Source organism: Acaryochloris marina MBIC11017, assembly GCF_000018105.1.
In the GTDB taxonomy this organism is placed as follows: Bacteria; Cyanobacteriota; Cyanobacteriia; order Thermosynechococcales; family Thermosynechococcaceae; genus Acaryochloris; species Acaryochloris marina.
On record NC_009925.1, the window covers coordinates 3,438,839 to 3,459,301 of the forward strand.

19 protein-coding genes are annotated in these 20,463 nt (G+C 49.1%); 10 read left to right on the forward strand and 9 right to left on the reverse strand.

Annotation, left to right across the window (positions count from 1 at the left end; genetic code table 11):
• Position 1 precedes the first annotated feature (1 nt).
• Entirely contained in the window at positions 2-2,563 is a 2,562-nt protein-coding gene (locus AM1_RS15430; protein ID WP_063710526.1) for a TonB-dependent hemoglobin/transferrin/lactoferrin family receptor, read from the reverse strand.
• A 160-nt stretch (positions 2,564-2,723) separates the two neighbouring features.
• Between AM1_RS15430 and AM1_RS15435 the strand changes: the two genes are divergently transcribed.
• Entirely contained in the window at positions 2,724-3,251 is a 528-nt protein-coding gene (locus tag AM1_RS15435; protein WP_012163802.1) for a DNA starvation/stress protection protein DpsA, read from the forward strand.
• An 11-nt stretch (positions 3,252-3,262) separates the two neighbouring features.
• On the opposite strand, the gene AM1_RS15440 is transcribed toward AM1_RS15435, so the two are convergent.
• Both AM1_RS15440 and AM1_RS15445 read right to left on the reverse strand, forming a co-directional pair.
• A complete protein-coding gene (locus AM1_RS15440; protein WP_012163803.1) occupies positions 3,263-3,667 on the reverse strand; it encodes an ExbD/TolR family protein in 405 nt (134 codons plus the stop codon).
• A complete protein-coding gene (locus AM1_RS15445) occupies positions 3,651-4,304 on the reverse strand; it encodes a MotA/TolQ/ExbB proton channel family protein (RefSeq protein ID WP_012163804.1) in 654 nt (217 codons plus the stop codon). Before AM1_RS15445 ends, AM1_RS15440 begins: the two co-directional genes overlap by 17 nt.
• Positions 4,305-4,712: 408 nt before the next feature.
• Here AM1_RS15445 and AM1_RS15450 point away from each other — a divergent pair, with 408 nt between their 5' ends.
• From AM1_RS15450 to AM1_RS15485, 8 genes are all read left to right on the forward strand, one after another.
• On the forward strand, positions 4,713-6,338 hold the full coding sequence (locus AM1_RS15450; protein ID WP_012163806.1) for a hypothetical protein: 1,626 nt from the start codon (positions 4,713-4,715) through the stop codon (positions 6,336-6,338).
• Positions 6,339-6,417: 79 nt separating this feature from the next.
• The gene (locus AM1_RS15455; RefSeq protein WP_041659895.1) at positions 6,418-7,380 is read left to right on the forward strand and encodes a FecCD family ABC transporter permease; all 963 of its coding nucleotides are present in this window, start codon (positions 6,418-6,420) and stop codon (positions 7,378-7,380) included.
• A gap of 2 nt (positions 7,381-7,382) precedes the next feature.
• The gene (locus AM1_RS15460; RefSeq protein ID WP_012163808.1) at positions 7,383-8,195 is read left to right on the forward strand and encodes an ABC transporter ATP-binding protein; all 813 of its coding nucleotides are present in this window, start codon (positions 7,383-7,385) and stop codon (positions 8,193-8,195) included.
• Entirely contained in the window at positions 8,188-9,066 is an 879-nt protein-coding gene (locus AM1_RS15465) for an ABC transporter substrate-binding protein (RefSeq protein ID WP_012163809.1), read from the forward strand. The genes AM1_RS15460 and AM1_RS15465 overlap by 8 nt, the downstream gene beginning before the upstream one ends.
• A gap of 338 nt (positions 9,067-9,404) precedes the next feature.
• Positions 9,405-10,622: an imelysin family protein gene (locus tag AM1_RS15470; protein ID WP_012163810.1), complete on the forward strand. Its 1,218-nt coding sequence runs from the start codon at positions 9,405-9,407 to the stop codon at positions 10,620-10,622.
• A complete protein-coding gene (locus tag AM1_RS15475; protein ID WP_012163811.1) occupies positions 10,619-12,037 on the forward strand; it encodes a di-heme oxidoreductase family protein in 1,419 nt (472 codons plus the stop codon). Before AM1_RS15470 ends, AM1_RS15475 begins: the two co-directional genes overlap by 4 nt.
• A gap of 325 nt (positions 12,038-12,362) precedes the next feature.
• Complete coding sequence (locus AM1_RS15480; RefSeq protein ID WP_012163812.1) at positions 12,363-12,947, forward strand: Crp/Fnr family transcriptional regulator; 585 nt, start codon at positions 12,363-12,365, stop codon at positions 12,945-12,947.
• A gap of 113 nt (positions 12,948-13,060) precedes the next feature.
• Positions 13,061-13,333 (forward strand): hypothetical protein, encoded by a 273-nt coding sequence (locus AM1_RS15485; protein WP_012163813.1) that lies wholly within the window; start codon positions 13,061-13,063, stop codon positions 13,331-13,333.
• A gap of 36 nt (positions 13,334-13,369) precedes the next feature.
• Here the strand turns inward: AM1_RS15485 and AM1_RS15490 are convergent, their stop codons facing one another.
• Together AM1_RS15490 and AM1_RS15495 are read right to left on the reverse strand one after the other, a co-directional pair.
• Positions 13,370-14,203 carry a S1 family peptidase gene (locus AM1_RS15490; protein ID WP_049783741.1) on the reverse strand — a complete coding sequence of 278 codons (834 nt, stop codon included), beginning with the start codon at positions 14,201-14,203 and terminating at the stop codon, positions 13,370-13,372.
• A gap of 298 nt (positions 14,204-14,501) precedes the next feature.
• Positions 14,502-15,107, reverse strand: a complete 606-nt coding sequence (locus AM1_RS15495) for a COP23 domain-containing protein (RefSeq protein WP_041659896.1) — start codon at positions 15,105-15,107, stop codon at positions 14,502-14,504.
• 293 nt (positions 15,108-15,400) lie between these two features.
• Here AM1_RS15495 and AM1_RS15500 point away from each other — a divergent pair, with 293 nt between their 5' ends.
• Positions 15,401-16,363 carry an MDR/zinc-dependent alcohol dehydrogenase-like family protein gene (locus AM1_RS15500; RefSeq protein WP_012163817.1) on the forward strand — a complete coding sequence of 321 codons (963 nt, stop codon included), beginning with the start codon at positions 15,401-15,403 and terminating at the stop codon, positions 16,361-16,363.
• A 52-nt stretch (positions 16,364-16,415) separates the two neighbouring features.
• Here AM1_RS15500 and AM1_RS15505 read toward each other — a convergent pair whose 3' ends face one another.
• The 4 genes from AM1_RS15505 to rpsB form a co-directional block, all read right to left on the reverse strand.
• Positions 16,416-17,582, reverse strand: a complete 1,167-nt coding sequence (locus AM1_RS15505; RefSeq protein WP_238548986.1) for an SH3 domain-containing protein — start codon at positions 17,580-17,582, stop codon at positions 16,416-16,418.
• 129 nt (positions 17,583-17,711) lie between these two features.
• Positions 17,712-18,527: a hypothetical protein gene (locus AM1_RS15510; RefSeq protein WP_012163819.1), complete on the reverse strand. Its 816-nt coding sequence runs from the start codon at positions 18,525-18,527 to the stop codon at positions 17,712-17,714.
• A 179-nt stretch (positions 18,528-18,706) separates the two neighbouring features.
• Complete coding sequence (tsf, locus tag AM1_RS15515; protein WP_012163820.1) at positions 18,707-19,426, reverse strand: translation elongation factor Ts; 720 nt, start codon at positions 19,424-19,426, stop codon at positions 18,707-18,709.
• 103 nt (positions 19,427-19,529) lie between these two features.
• A complete protein-coding gene (gene rpsB / locus AM1_RS15520; RefSeq protein WP_012163821.1) occupies positions 19,530-20,426 on the reverse strand; it encodes a 30S ribosomal protein S2 in 897 nt (298 codons plus the stop codon).
• Positions 20,427-20,463: the final 37 nt, after the last annotated feature.

Genomic DNA, 20,463 nt, shown 5'->3' on the forward strand with positions numbered 1-20,463 from the left:
CCTAGAATTCAAACGTCAGGCCAACCCCGAAATTAATGCCAGGTTGGGTAATGCGAGCCCGCCGCTGACCAAACGTCGGATCGGTGGTGGTATTGTTCGTTTCATTATTGAGTCTGCGGGCATCCGCATAGCGCACATATTCCGCATCGAATATATTGTAGATTCCGCCTCGGAGACTGAGGTTCGGGGTAACTTTGACAAAACCCGTCAAGTCAACCACTGCAAACCCTCCCGGAATAAAATCTTCTGGTTCGGAATCTACACGAGCAGTACCCACAAAGGTACCAATCAACTCTGCCCCCCATTGATCTTCTGGCGCTCGATACCCTAATCCCACAACCGCTTCAAAGGGATTCACAGTTTCCAAAGGCTGATTATTTTGATCATCATCGCCAATAATCCAGGCTAGCCCCCCAAAGATTCGGAATCCATGGGGCTCGGAGCTGAAACGATATTCCCCTTGAGCTTCAATTCCATAAATACGGACCTGCTCCAGATTTTGAGATTGAAATACCTGCACACATCCTGGCGTAAAGGGTGGGAAACATCCTGCAGGTTCTGTGCCTGCGGTGCTACCTTCCGCAGCCCCAAAGATAAAATTGTCATAGATGCTGTAGAACCCGGTCACGCCAAAGGTACCCCGTGGAAAGGCTCCTTTAACCCCTAGTTCAAAGGTATGACTGGTTTCTGGCTCTAGATTAGGGTTAGAAATGGTGCGATATCCGCTTTCTGGGTTAGAAAAACCGCTATTGATTTCAATGTAGTTGGGTCCCCGAAACCCCCGAGCATATCGACCGACTAAGGCAATTTCTGGAGTGACCTTGTAGACCAAGCCTAAGCTGGGAGACAGGGCCGAATCATTTAAGTCAGTCGCCTCAGCACCAGGATTATTGAAGAAGAGAGCATCCGGTTGGGTTGTCAGACTGTAGTAGTCAAAGCGCAGTCCTGGAATAACCGTAAATCGGCCTTCGCCAAATTCAATTTCATCTTGTAGATAAACTCCGATACGCAGGGTGTCGGAATCAGGAAAGTCTTTGATTGGAAACGCATCCGGTCCAACTCGGTTGGAGACGGCACCCGTATCTAAGTTAATGCGCTGTCCATCTCGAATCCGTTGGTTAAAGGTGCTAGAAATATCTAATCCATAGGTGAGTTTATGAGCGACGCTGCCCGTGCGAAAATCACTCCGCAACTGGATATCGCCACCAATAATGTCTTCAACGAACAGGTTATTTAACTCTCGAAACCGTCGGGCTGGGGGCGGAGTAAAGGGTGGTGGCACAAAGGGATTGGCAAAAATATCATTTCTAGTGCGGGTTTCTTGGTAATCCGATTCCTGATAGTAGAACTGGACTCGACCAAATTGTAAGAAACTTTCACTTTCAGGATTGTCAAATTTGTAAGCGATACTAAAGCGCGATCGCGTCGTTTCCGTATCGGTATCATCGCTCAGAATCGTTATGCCAGGAAAGGCTAAGGGGAGGTTAAGATTATCGACTGCTGTATCGAAGTCACCCGCTTCATTGAAATATTCACCTGTAAGCAGGACGGTATTATAGTCATTGATCTTAAATTCCAGCTTGCCCAATACATTATTGGTCACCCCGAAAAACGGATCTTCAAATCGATCCTCGGCATTATTATCCCGCTCGGTGTTTTCGCGATGGGTAAAGCGCACTAATCCAGACAGATTGTCCGTGGCCCGAAAGGCAACGGTGCCCGTACCCGAAAACCCGGAATTTGAACTTCGAAACTGGGTAGACCCGCTAATGTAGTAATCGCGATCTGTTAATGCCAATAGGTCACTGGGGTCTGGGGTTAGGTAGCTGACCACCCCTCCTAAGGCATCACTCCCATAGAGCGCAGAGGCGGGGCCTCGAATAATTTCCGTCGTCTGTACTGAACCCACATCGACAAAATCGCGCCCTAAAATCGAACTGCCAAATTCAAAAAAGGTGGGGAGTCGAATCCCATCCACCTGCAGCAAAATTCGATTGCGTTCTAAACCGCGAATGTTGTAATCCGTTGCGCCATAGGTCTCATCTTCATTCACGCTTACCCCTGGCTCATAGCGGATTAAATCCCGAATATCTTGGCCTAACTGACGCTGTAGCTCCTCCGCTTTGATGACAGTGACATTGGCTGGAGAGAGTTGAATGGCCCGTGGCGTCCGCGTGCCAGTCACTGTAATTTCCAGCTCTACTTCTTCATCCACGGTGTCAGTCGGCGCTGCCTCCTCTTCTGCAGCAGGGAGATCGGCTTCATCAGGACTCTCTTGAGATAAGAGTTGGGCATCTGATATGGGCAACTCTATTTCTGTAATGTCAGGAATACCCTCAGCCGTAATAACCGTTGGGACGGTTGGTTCTACTCCAGTCGTGACATCAGCAGTGACATCCAGGGGACAGTCATCTGAGGTTAACAAACAGCGTGTTTGGTTTGACTGTTTTGTTATGTCTAACGGTTTATCTTCAACTTGGGACAAGACTGGCTGAGCATTAAGCATACCAGCACCTGTAAGGAGTAAGGCTAGAGAGAAAGCTGAGGCATGAAATCGAGTCATAGTCATCCAAGGAGGTTAAGAGATAGCAGATTTAAACCTTTTGAGAGGGGAAAACGTTACCTTTAAAGGCAAAGCTTGAAGCCAAACGCCCACAGGCATCTCAATTCCAGAGAAAAAGAGATGTCTGCCTGCACGTGCCATTTTCTGAGAGAGGAATATTATGTCTACTGCTGTAGTTCAACCTTTCGGCCAGATAGCTGACAATCCAGTCTTGCTGGATCGGTCTGCTACTGAACCGATTTGCGAGGGTATGAATACTGCCCTGGCTAGTTTTCAGGCGTTGTATTTGCAATATCAAAAGCATCATTTTGTTGTCGAAGGGGCTGAGTTTTACCAGCTCCACAACTTTTTCCAAGAGTGTGGGGATGCCACCAAAAGCCATGTTCATGATCTTGGCGAACGTCTAAATGGTTTAGGAGGGGTACCCGCCGCTAGTTTTAGCAAGCTAGCGGAGCTATGTTGTTTTGAACCCGAAGCAGATGGTGTGTATAACTGTCGAACCATGGTGGAGCATGACCTAGCTGCTGAACAGGCTGTGATCAAACTGCTTCGTAGCCAAGCGTCCCAGGCAGAAAGTCTCGGAGATCGCGGCACTCGCTATCTATATGAGCAGATGCTGCTTGAGACAGAAGAGCGAGCCTATCATCTGGCCCATTTTTTGGCCTCTGACACGCTGGTTGTGGCGTGATCCGGTAGTCGTCATGGTTTCTTTGTGGCGGCAATGGCCAGCTTTGCGCCTTCAATTTCGCGAATGCGATCCATCACCGTCACAACGCGGCCATGCCCCACTTGCTCATCCGCATGGATGATCACTACGACCTTTTCGGTTGTTTCCGTTAAGTCTTGAACTTCTGTTACTAGAGCATCCAGCTGGATCGGTTCTCGGTTGAGTGCTAAATCCCCCGTCTCACCAATGGTGACCGTCACCTTCGTCGATAGCTGTGGTTTTACTGTTTTTGCCTGGGGCAAATTAACAGGTAAGGCATCACTGCGGTTGAGGAATAACGTGGCAATGATAAAAAAGGACAGAATGGCAAAAATAACATCAATCATCGGCACAATATTGATTTGAGCCGATGGACTTGGATCATCGGGTAAGCGCATGATTCACCCTGCCTCGTTCATAGCGGTGACGATACAGCAACTCCAGCTGTCCCCCATGCTCTTGAATAAAAGCCAACTGGCGCTGGTATAAACTGCGAAATGCATTGGCGAAAATAAGTGTTGAAATCGCCACAATCAACCCTGCAGCTGTTGAGATTAAGGCTGTACTAATTCCCCCCGTTACTCCTGCTGTTTCACTCCCCCCGATATTGCCCATATCCAGTGAAGAGAAGGAGTTGATCAGACCCAATACCGTTCCCAAGAGTCCCAGTAAAGGGGCAATACTAATAATGGTGTCAAACACCGTGGTAAACCGCTTTAGCGTGGGTAGCTCAGCTTGGGCTTCACTCTCCAACGCCAAACGGAATTCATCCGGTGTGGGCTCCTCTAACGATAGAGCTGCTAAGAAAATGCGCGCTATGGGATACTTTGCCTGCTCCTGCACATACCCCAACGCATCATAAACATTATCAAGCCGATAGAGCTGCAGCGTCCGCTTAACGATTCGCAGTTGATTGCGATTAAGCCTGGTCCAAAAGATCAATCGCTCAATCACCAGAGCCGTAGCAATTAGTGAAAATACCATGAGAGGGAGCATTACAATTCCCCCCGCCGTAATGATTTGGCCAAATTGCATGTATGTATACCACTCCATACTGCGATAGGGAAGACCGATTGATGTGACCGAAACCGGCACTGGCTCTAAGACGCGCTAATCCTGTGAAGACTCACAACTGAGACCCTGATACAGCAATCACCCTTGCTGAACCTAAGCCATCTAGTTCATTAGAGATATCGGCACAATCGGCCATAGATGAGACCGTATCTTTAATGATATAGATTGTCAAGTAAGTAAAAGGATGTCAAGTCATAAATAGAAATTCCTTATTGATGGGATAAAGAAGTAAATTGCCCAAATTTTCCTGAAAAACTCTATTTTTAGTAGATCTTGAGAATTTTATTTACCTTGATAAAGTTCATAGATAACTTTCATTTACTAAGAATATTGTGTATCGTTTAAACCGATATATTCTCAGTTATCCACATGAGTCTCAATCCGTTCTCTAGCACTAATAAAGAGAATGAAGAGCGCTTTGTCCGCACCGTTCTGGCATGTACTTTGCCAGGGTCCCTAGTGTTGCACTCTTTGTTTTTCGGAATTAGTGTCGGTTTACCCTCCTCTGAAGAGATTGATCTAGCTGAGGAAGATGCCATTGAAATTGCCGTCGTAGACGCACCAGAAGAAGAAATTGAAGAAGAAGATCCGATTCTAGAAGAGTTCGAAGAACCAGAGCCGGTAGCTCCCGACGCCGCCGAGTTTGTCGCAGATCTACCAGAACCTGTGGCATTGAATTCAGTGCCAGAGCCATCGATTCCAGAGCCTGAAGAACTCCCAGAACCTCTGGAAGAACCCGAATCTCCAGAAGCAACTGAGCCATCTGAAACGCCAACAGAAGAACCCGAGACCAGTGAAGCCCCAGAGGAATACCCTTCCACAGCCGAAACATCTGAGCAGTCTGAACCCACGTCCTCCACATCAGAAGGAGATGCTCCATCTCAGACACCAGTAAAAACTGGAGCAGATAAACCTGCTGGCTCATCAACAGAGAAAACAGCAGCCAAATCGACCACCAAAACATCAGGGACCTCGAAAAGCAAGACATCCAAAGGCAAACCGTCTCGGTCCAAGCCCAGGCGAGGAAAAGCCAGACCGTCCGAGGGACCGAAGAAAACAGCAGTAAACACTCAACCGAAAGCCCCCCTCAAGCCCAAAAAAGCTAAGCAAAAAGGACGCTCAAAGAAACTGGGTATCGGGTATAAAAAAGACGCGAAATCGAAAACGACCGCAGGATTAGCAGAGCGGTTTATTCCGGTTTATAAAAATGGCAAGCTGGTTGACTTGCAGCTAGAGCGGTCGACAGGCGATCCAGCCCTGGATAAGGCGATAGAGAAAGATAAAAAGAAATTCTTCAAGCAGGTTAAGAAGCAGCTGAAATCTGTGCCAGAGGGCAGACGAAGTAAGCCCATCAAAATACGGTTTGAATCGAATGATTTGACAGCCAAAGAGCGGGAACAAGCTCGTAAGAATCGAGCATTATCCCAGCAGCGGGCTCAAGAGCGAGCCGCCGCTAAAGCTCGTCGAGCGAGGCAGCAGGCTCCAGCTCCAGCACCAGCAGCAGCCCCCGCTCCAACAGCAGCCCCCGTTAGACCAGCAGATACGCCAGTGAGTGTTCCGAGAACTCCCTCTCCGGCATCAGCTCCAGCTCCTATATCGACTCCGGCCCCCGCTCCAGTTGCTGCTCCGGCTCCAGCTGCTGCGCCAGCCTCTGCTCCAGTACCGGCTCCGACTCCAGCCTCCGCACCAGCAGCAGCCCCCGCTCCAGTGCCAGCTCCGGCTCCGGCTCCAGTTGCTGCACCTGCTCCGGCTCCAGTATCCGCTCCGGTTCCGGCCCCTGCCCCACCTCCAGTCCCGGCCTATGTACCGCCCGCTCCGGCACCAGCCCCAGTTCCGGCTTATGTGCCACCTGCTCCAGCTCCAGCTTATGTACCACCTGCTCCAGTTTCTGCCCCAGTCCCGGCCTACGTACCGCCCGCTCCGGCTCCAGCTTATGTACCACCGCCTGCTCCAGTTTCTGCCCCAGCTCCAGCTGCTCCGCCTCCTTTAGAGTAAAGAGATAAGAGCTTACCTTATGTTCAATTTACCCTCAACGTTTTAGGCGGACTCAAAAGCTGTGCAACGTGCTTCATTGATGGGCATCTTAGGTGCCGGACTCGTCATTACAATTTTGCTGTCCTTAGGCCAAGGCTCCGTGGATATGGGCCTGCAAGAAGTCTGGCAAGCCCTGTGGCACCAAGGACCTGAACTGAATCAAACCATCTTATGGGACCTGAGATTGCCTCGGATTGCTGCTGCGCTGTTGGTGGGATCTGCCTTGGGAATGTCGGGTGCCTTATTGCAAGGAATGCTACGAAACGGTCTGGCCGATCCGTTTATCCTAGGGATTTCGGCAGGGGCTGGTTTGGTTGCGATCGCACTTCTCACCCTCAATATCTTCTTAAGCTGGTTGCCCGTCGCTGCCTGGGTTGGCGCTGTTTTGACCTCGGCGTTAGTCTATCGTTTAGGCCACACTGCCAACGGGATTGCGGTGGAACGTTTGGTCTTAGGTGGGGTTGCGGTTAGCTCTTTATTAGGTGCAGTACAAACCACCCTACTCTTGTTGTCTGATGATGGTCGGATTCAAGCCGCTCTTAATTGGCTGATTGGCAGTTTAAATGGACGAGGCTGGACAGAAGTGGTGAATGCTGGTCCCTATATTGGCGGTGCGCTGATTGCAGGCTGTTTGCTGTCCCGCAATATCAATATCCTCAATTTGGGAGATGAGCTAGCGGTGGGTTTGGGGGTATCGTTGACGCGATCGCGCCTCTTAATCGGTGGGATCGCTACCCTATTAGCCGCCAGTGCTGTGAGCATGGCTGGATTAATTGGCTTTGTTGGTTTAGTCGTCCCCCATGGTGTCCGCCTCTTAGTGGGCACGGACTATCGCTGGGTCGTTCCTTTGTCTGCTCTTGGCGGGGCCTGGGTGTTGATTTTAGCCGATCTGCTGGCTCGGTTAGGAGCCGTTGAACTGCCTGTAGGTGCAGTCACTGCTCTTTTAGGTTCTCCTCTGTTTATCTGGCTGCTGTATCGTCGTATATCTCCGTTAGGAGTGTGACCATGCTCCTAGACCTTCAAAAAATTAGCGGTGGATATGACCAAACCAGCATTGTTAAAGATGTTGCGTTTACCCTGCAGGAGGGCGAGTGGCTGAGTTTATTGGGGGCGAATGGCTCCGGGAAATCGACCTTATTAAAACTGATCAGCCGCATGTTGCCCCTGCAAGCAGGCACGATTCTTCTAGATGGCAAAGCGATTCAACAGCAATCCACCCAGGCCGTCGCCCAACAGATGGCCGTCTTGCCCCAGCACCAAACGCTACCTGCAGGGCTAACCGTTCACCAACTGGTCTGTTTAGGCCGGACCCCTTATCAATCCTGGTGGCAATGGTCCCTAACACCCACAGATCATGAGCACATTAAACGAGCCTTGGCTCAAACTGGGATGTTGTCATTTCGCAACCGCCCCCTGGAAAACTTATCAGGTGGCGAACGCCAGCGAGCTTTTTTAGCCTTGGCTTTAGCTCAAAATCCCAAAGTCTTGCTGCTGGATGAGCCTACGACTTTTTTAGATTTACACCATCAGCTCGAATTACTGGAGCTTCTGAAATCCCTCAATCAAGACCGAGGACTGACGATTCTGACCGTTCTCCATGATGTCAATCTCGCGGTCCGCTATAGTGCCCGCCTAGCGCTACTGAAACAAGGACAACTCTTTGATTTGGGTGTTCCCCAACAAGTGCTCACCCCCCATAATCTCGCTCAAGTTTTTGGCATCACCGCTGCCCTAATGGATAGCCCCGTGGGCTTACAAATCTGTGCCATCCGCGCAGCCGATACACCTGTTCCTTCAACCGTTCCTTCCCATGACTAACCGTTCTAAGCTGCTCCTAGCCGCACTACTCCTCAGTAGCCAACTGTTCGCTTGTTCAAACCCACAGCCCTCTGCCAATAGCGATCAGCCCCTGACGGCAGATGCCACAACCAACGAATCAGTAAAGGTCGTGGCCTTGACTTCCCTCACAGCCGATATTATTCATCACCTGGATGACACCAAGCTGGTGGGCATTCCGGGTAGTCGATTAATTGGAACCGACCAGCGGTTTCAAGATCTCCCCCAAGTCAGTCAAGGACGAACCGCCCCTGATTTAGAAAAAATTGTTGCCCTCAAGCCGACGCTGGTGATTGGTGCGAGAGGGTTTCATGATCAGCCCCTTAGCAAAGTGGAGGATTTGGGCATTGCTACATTGACGACGGAAGTCAAAGGCTGGCAGGATTTAATCACGTTAACGGAAGAGATAGCAGACCAAATTGGAGCCGACCCTGCCTCTTTATTAGCTCGCTATCAAAAATGTCTCAACAAGCTGCCTTCAGAATCAGCCTCAACCTTGGTGCTAGTCAGTCGACAACCGATCTTGGCCCCCAACAAAAATAGCTGGGCTGGAGATCTGCTCCAGCAATTTAAGGCCAAAAACCTAGCAGCAGATCTACAAGGCCAAAGCCCGGTGGAAGGCTATGTCACCCTTTCGGCGGAAAAGGTACTGGAGGCAGATCCCGATATTGTCCTGGTGGTGGACCCAGAGCAAGATCCCGTGGCGGCCTTTGAGGCTGAACCGTTTTGGAGCAAGCTGAAGGCGACGCAGAATAAGCGGGTGCATGCCTTCGATTATTACGGCCTGGTTAATCCCGGCAGTATTAGCAAGATTGAAGCGGCCTGCACCCAACTGCAAGAGATTTTGCAGTGAGAACACCGTACTGAACGCTGCGATCGCAACCCTAATCCGGCAAGAGACAACCTGCTATGCCAGTAATGATGTTCGCTTTGCCAAAATTCTATAGACACTTATTGCAATCAATTGATTTTATTTCTCAATAAGTGATATGGTATCGATTGAAATTTACGACCACCTGAGGTCCTTTACGATCAAAAGCTGTGGGGGATACAACAGCTCTATTTGATTTTTTTTCTTCTTGGCTATCTTAAATAAATTTCACTTACATATACTGAACTGTTGCAAGTATATGGAGTGTTTTTGCACCTTGTCTGCAATTCATTTGCAGTGTCGTACTGATTACAGAGCCCATGATGATTTCTCCAAGACTTTCTCAAACCCTGAGTTGTTTGCTTTGCTGTTCCGTCACCTTGTCGACCGTTGGTGTCGTCAACGCCCATCACCACGACAAGACGGGTCGTCAGCAGACCATCGCTGCGAAAAATGTTGATCTCACACCCTATGTAGAGAACTATGCAGAGGTCGTCTTTCGTAATTATCAGGATGCTCGTACCCAAGCGGCCATGATGCAGGTGGCAATCACAGCCTTTTTGGATAATCCGAATGAAACGTCTCATAAGGCTGCTCAAGACGCCTGGGTACAAGCGAGACAGAGCTATCTCCAAACAGAAGCCTTTCGTTTCTATGAAGGCCCCATTGACTTTGTGGATGCCAAAACTGGAGAAGAAGGCCCTGAAGGTCGAATCAATGCTTGGCCGATGAATGAAGCCTTTATTGACTACGTCAAAGAAAAGCCTGACAGCGGTCTAATCAACAATCCCAAATTTGAGATTTCCATCGCTGCCATTATGGAAAATGACCAAGTCACGGATGAAGCGGATGTGACTACAGGCTGGCATGCGATTGAATTCTTACTATGGGGCCAAGACTTCAATAATGAAGGTCCGGGACAGCGTAGCTTCGAAGACTTTATTCCTAACCAAAACAACAATGATCGTCGTCGCCAATACTTAACCCTAGTGACTGAACAGCTGGTGAGTGATTTAACCTTCCTAGAAACAGAATGGAAGCCCAATGCTGAGAATTATCGGGCTAAGTTTCTGAAGGGCGATCCCAAAGCCACTGTAGGCAAAATTTTCACAGCACTGGCCACCTTAAGCGCTTTTGAAATGGCGTCGGAGCGGATGACGGTTGCCTTAGATAGTGGGAATCAAGAAGACGAGCACTCTTGTTTTAGTGACACCACCTACCAAGACTTTGTCTTTAATGCCAAAGGTATTAGTAATGTCTATTTTGGTGACTATGCAGGATATCAAGGCAAAGGCTTTGATGAGCTGCTGGCGCAAATGAATCCTGATCTGAACCAGAAAATAACGGCAGCCCTCACTACAACCGAAGAATCAGCTTCTCAAATCGATCAACCCTTTGATCAAGTTCTCGCTTCTGCTCAGGGCAGTCCTCAGCGAGCTGAAGTTGAAGCAGTGGTCACTGCTTTAGAGAACCAGGGAGAGGCTTTTAAAGAACTAGGCCCAGTACTCGGTACCTCTGTAGAAATCTTGGCAGAATGAAGTTTAAACGCCTATTCCTGATCGTCTGGGCTGTTTTCACAGCCCTGATGATTTTGGTGGTTCAGGGTGGAGTAACTTCTCAAGAAGCCTTCTCCCCTGACAATCGCACCGAACTGTCTGGTGGTGCTGCCGCAACGGTGAGTAAAGCCACCAAAACGGCCTTTGCCCAACCGATTAAAAACCTGGATCGGAAGCGAAGGCGGGTTTTTGTCTTTGGCGATCACCTGTTCAATACCCAATGGGTGCAGGCTCCTAGTTCAGTAGCAACCCTGGATGGATTAGGGCCGCTCTTTAATCGGAATTCTTGTGCCGGGTGTCATGTACGGGATGGCAGAGGTCGTCCACCTTTGCCCCATGAAGACCGCATGTTATCCAAACTGATTCGGCTTAGTATTCCGGGTCAAACGGAAGAAGGAGGGCCTCTCCCTCATCCCTTGTATGGTGGACAGCTCCAAGAGCAAGGAATACTAGGAGTCCCTTCTGAAGGCCGCACTCAAATCACCTGGAAAGAGGAACCCGGCACTTTTGCGGATGGTAAACCGTTTAGTGTGCGACAGCCTAGCTATCAGTTCACAGATTTGGCCTATGGACCCCTAGGGGATGAAGTCTTATTCTCGCCCCGCGTCGCGCCAGCTGTGTTTGGCCTGGGTTTGTTAGAGACGGTTCCCAAAGCAGAGATTTTAAAACAAGCGGATCCGGAAGATCAAGATGGCGATGGTATTTCAGGTCGCCCCAATTATGTTTGGGATTTTGCCAAGCAAGAAAAACAATTAGGAATTTTGGGCTGGAAAGCCAATCAACCTAATTTAAAACAGCAAATTGCAGGGGCCTTTAATGGGGATATTGGTCTCACCACCTCCCTGTTCCCTAAACCCAGCTGTAATGAAGGCCAAGCGGATTGTCTAAAAGAGCTCAAATTTGGTGAACAGCCGGAAGTCAGCGACGTATTTTTGGATAAAATTACCACCTATATGCGTTTGCTGGCGGTGCCTGCCAGACGCAATCTTGAAGGTGTCTCAGAACAACGGGGTGAAAAGCTGTTTTACCAAGCGCAATGTGCCAGTTGCCACACACCCAAGCTAGTGACGGGCCAGACCTCGGAGCATCCAGAATTCAACAATCAGGTGATTTATCCTTATACGGACTTGCTGCTCCATGATATGGGGTCAGGGTTAACCGATAATCGTCCCGACTTCGAAGCCGAAGGGCAAGAATGGCGCACACCACCCTTGTGGGGAATTGGCTTAGTTAAAAACGTCAATAAGCATACGTTTTTCCTCCATGATGGTCGGGCGCGGGACTTGATGGAGGCGGTTCTCTGGCATGGAGGAGAAGCCCAAGCGTCGAAGGAGGCGGTTCTTCAGTTGTCTGAACCGGAGCGGACTGACCTGATGGCCTTTTTGCAATCTCTCTAGTCCTCTTCCATCCATTTCTAGCCCACAAGCGTTACTAACGCTTGTGGGCTGCCGCTTTTTTGGCCAGCAGTGCTTTGCCGAAAAAAGATAGGGGGATGTAAAAATCTGGTGTTTGCAATAGCGCCATTTGAGGCTAGAAAGTTCTATTTTTTTCTACTTACTCTGAGCCAAATTTCTACTTAAGTTGACCTAGTTTTAGACTGACATGCTTGCCATCATATTGAACACTAACTTTGGGGGAAATGCAGGTCTCATTTGCCGAAATATGACTACTAGAGCCCCAAAAGGCTTGCTTATCTCAAGTTAGTTTATTGGATATAAGCCTATGACTGCTGTGCACGCTACTTCGTTCAGCCCCACGCAGGATTGTTTACAACTCAAGCCCAAACAAGTGATTCCCGATGAGTCTGCAGGATATCTGTGGTGTATTGAGCAAGGTGTTGTTCGTACGGTCACTTGGGATGATGAAGGGGATTTAGTCACTTTAGGACTATGGGGGGTTGGAGATTGTATTGGGCAACGCTTTACCAGCATGGCCCCCTTTCAAATGGAAAGTGTCAGTGATGTTCAAGTGCGAGCGGTTCCAGTCTCCAGTCAAGAGCTGGGATTAGTACTGCGATCGCATATTCGTTTCATGGAGGATCTCTTCCTCATTAATAGCTATAAACTCGCTCCCCAGCGCCTGCTTCATTTCTTAACCTGGTTGAGCCATCGATTTGGTCAGCCGGTGGAGCAAGGGCAACTCCTGGATATTGGCCTGACCCATCAACTGATTGCTGAGCTTACCGGGATTAATCGAATTACGGCCACGCGCTTACTGAATGAATTGGAACGAGAGGGACAGTTGATCCGACTTCCTAAGCAACGAATTATTTTATCGTCTACAGGTTTGGGCAGAGCCCTGGGCTGAATTAAAAGTTTGATAAGGATTGAGCCTCGCAACTAATCTGGCCACTGGTTTGCTGATCTCAGTCTTTGAATCATTCCAGAATTTATGCTTTGACGTCCAACTGTTCATTTTGTATGCCAATTTTCAAGTTGTTTCAATGCCCCTATAAAATTCATCGCTATACCGTATGTGACAGTCCCCCCAACTTTGTGATTAATGTGATGGAGAATCGAACGAACTACTACTCCATGACTGCTCAAGGGTCCCATATTCGCCCCGGTGACTATAATGAGATTATGCAACCTGATCAATGGGTGACCTACCAGGTCGATACCATTGAGTATTACAGTGCCCCGTCTGATATGTGGATTGCCGTCTTACATCGGTTGTCTAATGCCTTATTCTAGGGGCGAGTTCTAGGGGCGAGCCCTGTCCTCTAACCTCTATCGCTTAACTTTGTGGGCAGTGGGGATATACTGCAGAAATCGTTCTGCAGGAATGGCCCAACTGGACTGCTGCATCACTTGATATTCAGCAGGCTTGGGTTTTGAACCATCTATAAAAATGTAAGGGTCACCCCAGAGGGGGTAGGCATGCATTCCATTGATCGCAATCACCTGCCCCCAACGATTTAAGACAGGGCCACCACTCATTCCTTTCTGGATGGGATTGGTATAGCCAATCTGATAACCACCCTGCAATACCCGATCAGAGATCAGAGAGACCTGTCCTGAGGTGAAGCGAAATTGAGGTTGGTTGGCTGAGGCTTGAGCAATGGGAAATCCGGCTGCAAAAACAGGAACTCCGGGGACTAGTGACAAAGAGGGAGCGAACCGAGCGACGGGATAAGCAACGTTAGGACTCTGAAATTCTAGTACCGCCAGATCGTTCTTTTCCTGGTTTGGGGATGGCCTTAGATCGGCGCCATAACGCTGCCCATCTGCCAGCACCACTTGATAGCGTTTGCCAACGGCGACGACATGCTGATTCGTGATCACCGTGTAGGTCTGACCTTGGCGATGGACTAAAATCCCAGAACTCCATCGATCATCTACCCACACCGTTACGGTGATGGTTCGCGCATAACGGCGTAACCGTTCAACCGAGACGGGGTGCGGTTCAGTCTTCGCAGGAGCTGCGAGCAACGGCACCCCAGGGACTTGAGCACAAAGTTCAGCACTAGGGGGTATGCCCGGTAGCCATAGCGCTATGGTGCATAAGGAGTACAGACTTAACGTGGGGACCATGCTATCTAATTGCTTTACGTCCTGATTCATGATCCATATTGATAGCAATCATACGCTAGTGGTCATCGTCGGTGGGTTGATGGTCTAAGGCTATGCTGTATGACCTGCTGTATCCAGCGTGAATCTCAGAACATTTGCTAGTAACAACCTGATTGCTCTTGCCCATAACTGCCTTCACCAGCGCTGCGTGTTAGGGGTACGACACCTGAATAAGAGAAAATTCAGGCTAATGCTGGCTTGAGAAGCTCTCTTGCTCAGGTTAGCCTGAATTTATAGTTGTTATCTAAATCATTCGTTCCCAACCGGCATGGACCAAAGATTTAGAGGTTTACCACAATCCCAAAGGCTTAGTCGCGGCAGGGGTGGTTGTAGAGCTTGGAGTCGTGGATTCAATTTTGGGTTGAGGGGTGCTTTGGGTTGCCCCTGCTTCTTTCTCAACCGGTGCCTTACTCAAGAAATCTTCCATGTCAATATAAACGCGGGCCGTAGACTCATTCAGAGGCCCTGATGCACCGACTCGAACGCTAAGGAGCTGTTGCAAGGTTCGCCCAGGATTGCTGCCTGGCTTGAGGGTAAACAATAAACCACTGCAAGGACCCCCGTTATAGTTCGCGACACAAACGACAGACTGGCGATTCATCCGACCGGTGGTCAGGAAATTCAGGGTGTCCTTTTGATAATAGGAGTTGAAGCGATCCGTAACCTCGGCACAGCGAGCTTCTGGGGACCAACCGGAAGCGCCAAAATATTCAGAGGTCCAGCGAATGACGGGTACATAACCTCGCTTGGTTTTTGCCATGGTAGTAGGGGTGCCACTGCCTAGGGCACAACTAAATCGTGCTTCACCGGCTTGTGCAGGTTGAGCTCCCATAACCAAGGTTGCACCAGCCACGACGGACAACGCAATCATAGATGTGATCTGGTGGCGCTTCATAATGCCTTCAAAGCCTCATTGAACGTAAGAGTTACAATTCAGGTATATCACTCCTGTCCTTAGTATTGCAAAACCCAGATCACAGCTTACTTCCCTCTGAGATCACACCGTTTTGGTTCAAGGCTTATGCCAACCGCTCTCTGCCCTTTAATTTTCTACGTCAAACCTTTAAATAAGTTACAGAAATATCAAATTTATACCCAATTAGTTAAAACAATGCCTGATGGATGGCTTGAGCAATCATCAGAAAGAACGGTTTGCCATTGCTGGATTAGATGACTGTGGAGGAGATTATGCAAGGGCTTTGGTTAGAAAACAATCAGCTTCGGCATCGCACGGATTTGCCGTTGCCTCAACCTCATGTGGATGAAGCCTTGGTCCGAGTGCGACAAGCAGGCATTTGTAATACCGATCTGGAGTTAATCAAGGGCTATTACCCCTATACCGGTATTCTGGGCCATGAATTTGTTGGTCAGGTCGAACAGGGACCTGCTCATTTGCAAGGCAAGCGAGTGGTCGGTGAAATCAATGCAGCCTGTGGCAACTGCGACTATTGTCGTCGTCATTTATCGACCCACTGTGAACAACGGTCTGTTTTAGGTATCGTCAATCGTCATGGGGCTTTTGCCGAATATTTAACGTTACCCGTTGAGAATCTCCATCCCGTTCCCGATCATCTTCCCGATCAAGTGGTTACGTTTACGGAACCTCTCGCAGCAGCCTTAGAGATTCAGGAACAAATCGCCATCACTCCTTCCCACCAGGTGCTGGTTGTCGGTGATGGCAAGCTGGGGCAGCTGGTTGCCCAAACCTTAGCGCTGACGGGATGTCAACTCTTTGTCGTGGGGCGTCATGCCGAGAAATTAGCGAATCTCTCAGCCCGAAAGATTGCAACTGGCTTTGAACCTGATCTCCAGGCACAGCTGCGGTCTTTTGATATTGCCGTTGAATGTACAGGTAATCCTCAAGGGTTTGACCTGGCGCGTAAAGCTCTGCGTCCCCGAGGAACGTTAGTACTCAAAAGTACCTATGCCGAGCATTTAACCATTGATGCGGCTGCTATCGTCGTCGATGAGCTGACCGTGTTGGGATCTCGCTGTGGCCCTTTTGCCAAGGCTTTAGATCTATTGGACCAGTCAGCAGTAGATGTCACCTCTCTGATCCAAACCACCTTTCCCTTGTCTCAGGGCATTCAAGCGTTTGAAGTGGCGCAACAGCGCGGTACCCAAAAGGTTTTGTTATCGATGAACGACTAGAGGCGAATGGCTTGTCCCATCGTCGCTTTTTAGGTCGCCACGATTACGGTATTTATAGCTGTAAGCGGACATTCTCGCCTTTGACCCAGCCTTGAGCCGTTGGCTTATCTTGCACTTTGACTGAATACCAAGCATAGCCATTGTTGCCCTTGGTCTGTTTCAAAACCTCTACGGTTTGACCTGAGATGCCGCGAAGGGGCAACGCTGTTTCCTCAGCGGGCTGGGCATAAAAAGAAATGATCTGGCCTGGGGAAGCGCTCAACTTAGCCGCTTTGGGTTGAGTATAGCTCACCAGCCATCTCACCTGATCGCCTCGAACCCACCCTTTGGCCTCGGCATTATCGAGAAACTGAACGTTGTACCAAGCCAATCCATCTTCGCCTTTGACCATTTTGAGGAGTTCAACGTTCTGGCCAGAACTAGCCCGATACTGAGTGGCGGTTTGCTGAGCTGGGGTCGTTTTGAGAGCGACAAATACACCAGGGGGGGACGTGATAGCACCTGGATTTTTAGGCGGAGCGGCTGTGCTTTGAGGCTGAGATTGTTGAGTGCGGACTTTGACAAAGTCACCGCGCATCCACCCTTCTGCTCCCAATCGAGTGAATTTCAGTTTGTACCAAGTATAGGAATCTTTGCCCAAGGTTTGCTTTAAAACCTCAGCAGGCTCCCCTGACTTAACGGCTAGCAAAGATTTTGAGTCAGTAGTGGGTTCCTCGCGGACATTAATGGCAACGTCTGCGTCCTTGGCAATCACCTCTGCCGTTCGTGGGGTTTTAACAACCGGAGCAGCTAGAGGTTTTCCTTTAGGTGCTGAGGGTGTTGCTGGCGTTGAGGGCTTAGAGGGTTTTGAAGGGGACTCAGGGGTCGGTGAAGGCGACGAGGTAGGTGGAGTCGGGGACTGGGCTGCGGCAGGGGGTGGACCCTCTATCACCCGTAATGAAGCTTCAGGAATCCAATGGTCGCCTACTTTTAACCAAATTTGCCCTTCATTGCTAAAAACGCGCAGGGTTGGATTGAGAATGACCCCAGCTTTATATTCTCCAATCACTTCCCCAGAGTTTCTGGGCTGGGCAAAAATGCTGGCCCCCCCTGGCTTCACTTGCACCGTTTTGGGATAGGTCAGGGTTTCGGCTTGGCTATGTCTAATGGGAAGCACACCCGCGAGAACCATGACTGTTCCGCTTAGTAGTGCTGTGGATACCGATTTGAAACGCATCATCAGAGCCGCTCCTTACTCTTGCAAACCTGACACAAAAGTCAGTCTGTCAAACTTTTAGAAAAGTTCCTAAAGAAGCACTAGAACTATTTATCTTTCTGATCGATTTTGCTGAAACGGACCTGGTCGCGTTTATTCGCTGACTTCTGCGGGAAACCAACTGGCTCGCCAAGCTGCTGTGGCTTCAGCAACGGTCTTTTCTCGTTGCTTTTTGGTAAACGCTTCCTGTAAGGTTTTTAGCTCTTGCCACAGCTGACGGAGTTGATGTCGTTCATTCATGACTTCCGCGTCGTTAAATTCTAAATCTGATAATTGCAGGAAAATCGCCACTACTGGTTCTGAGCTGTCTTCAGGGGAGTCGTTCTGATCGTCCATGAGCGCTTTGATTAAATGGGGAGCGCTGGTGATCGGTCGCCCCTGTTCAGCTGCTTTTCTGGCAATATCAAACAGCAAATCCATGGAGTTGATGTTAACAATGTCATATTCTTGTAAGCATTCATTGGCCTGCTGGGAAATTTGGCGCAAAGCGTCTAGAATCGCCTGTTCCATATCTTGCAAGAGATGCGATAAATGCTCAGGATCCACACTCTCATGCTGAGTGACATCGGTTAAGGGTTGAGTAACGGCTTTTAGCGTTTCCTGTAATTTGGTGCCCAGCCGCTGCACCTCTTGTTGCAGGGTTTGTTGCTGATTCAAAGACAGTTTTAAAAAGCTAGCTGGATTTACCTGGGTACAGAGATGATAGCTAGCCTGAATGAGCTTCTGGGAGACGGCAGGGCCAAGCAGGGTTAAATACTGCCCATACTGCTCATGCACTTTGTGAGTTAATTCAACGGTTTTTTTATCCAGTTGATCAAGGCTTTGCTGAATTTGCGTAATTTCTGGGACCATCATTACCAATCGGCGCGTAGCCACTAAGATAACGAGAATCGCAGGTTGCGATCGCATCGTTATGCAATTGTACCCAGCTTCAATTAAGACCAAATATCAATCGCTGGATTATTTCACGTTGAGGAGCTAGATATCACTTTTTTACGATGGTAGCAGCCTCAAAAATGGAACGGCGGGCAGCACGCTATAATCGCTTAAACTAAAAAGGTAGACCTTGGTCTACCTTTTTAGTTTGTTTACTTCTTCTTACCTTTTTTCTTCTTAGAAGTAGCCTTTTTGGCCGCAGGTTTCTCTTCTGCTTTAGGCTTAGTTTGGGCTGCCACTTCTTCGGCTAAGTTAGACTCAACTTTATCAATGCCTTCGCCTAGGACAAAGCGAGTAAAGCGACGAACCTTCATGTTCTCGCCCAGCTTAGAAATAGCCTGCTGCAGCAGTTCTTGGACTGTGATGCTTTGGTCTTTGATATAGGGTTGATGCAAGAGACATAGTTCTTTTAAGGTCTTATCTAACTTGCCTTGGACAATTTTTTCTTTAATATTGTCGGGCTTACCCTTAAGGGCGTCAGAGCCCATGGCCACTGCCTTCTCTTTTTCCACAAAATCCTGAGGGATTTCATCGGTATCAACATACTGGACATTGGGGCAAGCGGCGATTTGCTTGGCAATGTCTTGTACCAGCTCTTTAAAGGCTTCGTTGCGGGCTACAAAATCTGTTTCACAGTTGACTTCGACCAACACACCAATTTGACCACCGAAGTGGATGTAGCTATCAACGAGTCCTTCAGCGGTGACGCGACCGGACTTTTTACCCGCCTGGGAGAGGCCTTTTTTGCGCAGATAGGCAATGGCTTTTTCTTGATCGCCATCATTTTCTTGCAAGGCTTTCTTGCAGTCCATCATCCCTGCGCCAGTTTTATCACGCAGTTCTTTAACATCTTTTGCTGATATTGCTGCCATGGTCTTTTCTCGGTGTATCTATGATGGTGTTTATCTTGAAGCTAAAACGTTAAGGGACATCTAAGAGCGAACAGTAGGCGTCCCTTAGATGTCCAGCAGGGTTCTATTCAGCTGCAGGCTCTTCTGCCTCAGCCGTAGGAGCAGCGTCTTCAGCAGGAGCTTCTTCAGGGGCTGCTTCAGCTGTAGGAGCTGCTTCAGCAACAGGCTCGGCTGCTGCAACTTCAGCGTCTGCTACTTCCGCGACGGGTTCCGGCGTCTCATCCTCAAAGTCAATGGCAGAGGGAATGTCGTCGCCTTCGAAGGTTTCAGCACTGACTTGTCCATGCCGTCCTTCATAAATGGCGTCAGCGAGCTTGCCGATGATCAGTTTGATGGAGCGAATCGCATCATCATTGGCAGGAATGGGAATATCAACCCAATCCGGGTCGCAGTTGGTGTCTAACAAGGACACGATGGGTAGTCCCAATTTCTGACACTCTTGCACCGCGTTGTATTCCCGGCGGATATCAATAATCACGACCACATCGGGGATCTTATGCATTTGCTTCAGACCACCGAGGTATTTCTGCAATTTATCCAGCTCCCGGCGCAACATTGACGCTTCTTGCTTGGGCAAGAGGTCAAAAATACCGCTCTCGTAGCGTCTTTCTAAATCTTTGAGACGCTCAATTCTGGTTTTAATGGTGGTCCAGTTGGTGAGCATGCCTCCCAACCAGCGCTGGTTGACATAGTAGCCACCGCATCGAGCGGCTTCTTGAGCAATAATGCCAGCGGCTTGTCGCTTCGTGCCTACGAATAAGAATTTCTTGCCAGATTCTGAGGCAGACCGGACGTAGTGGTAAGCTTCATCCATCAACTGGGCGGTTTGCACCAAATCAATGATGTGAACCCCGTTACGCTCTGTAAAGATATAAGGGTCCATTTTGGGGTTCCAACGGCGAGCTTGGTGGCCGAAGTGAACTCCTGACTCAAGCATTTGAGCCAAACTAATAACGGGCATATTTTTCTCCTATTCGGGTTTCAACCTCCATCTGAGT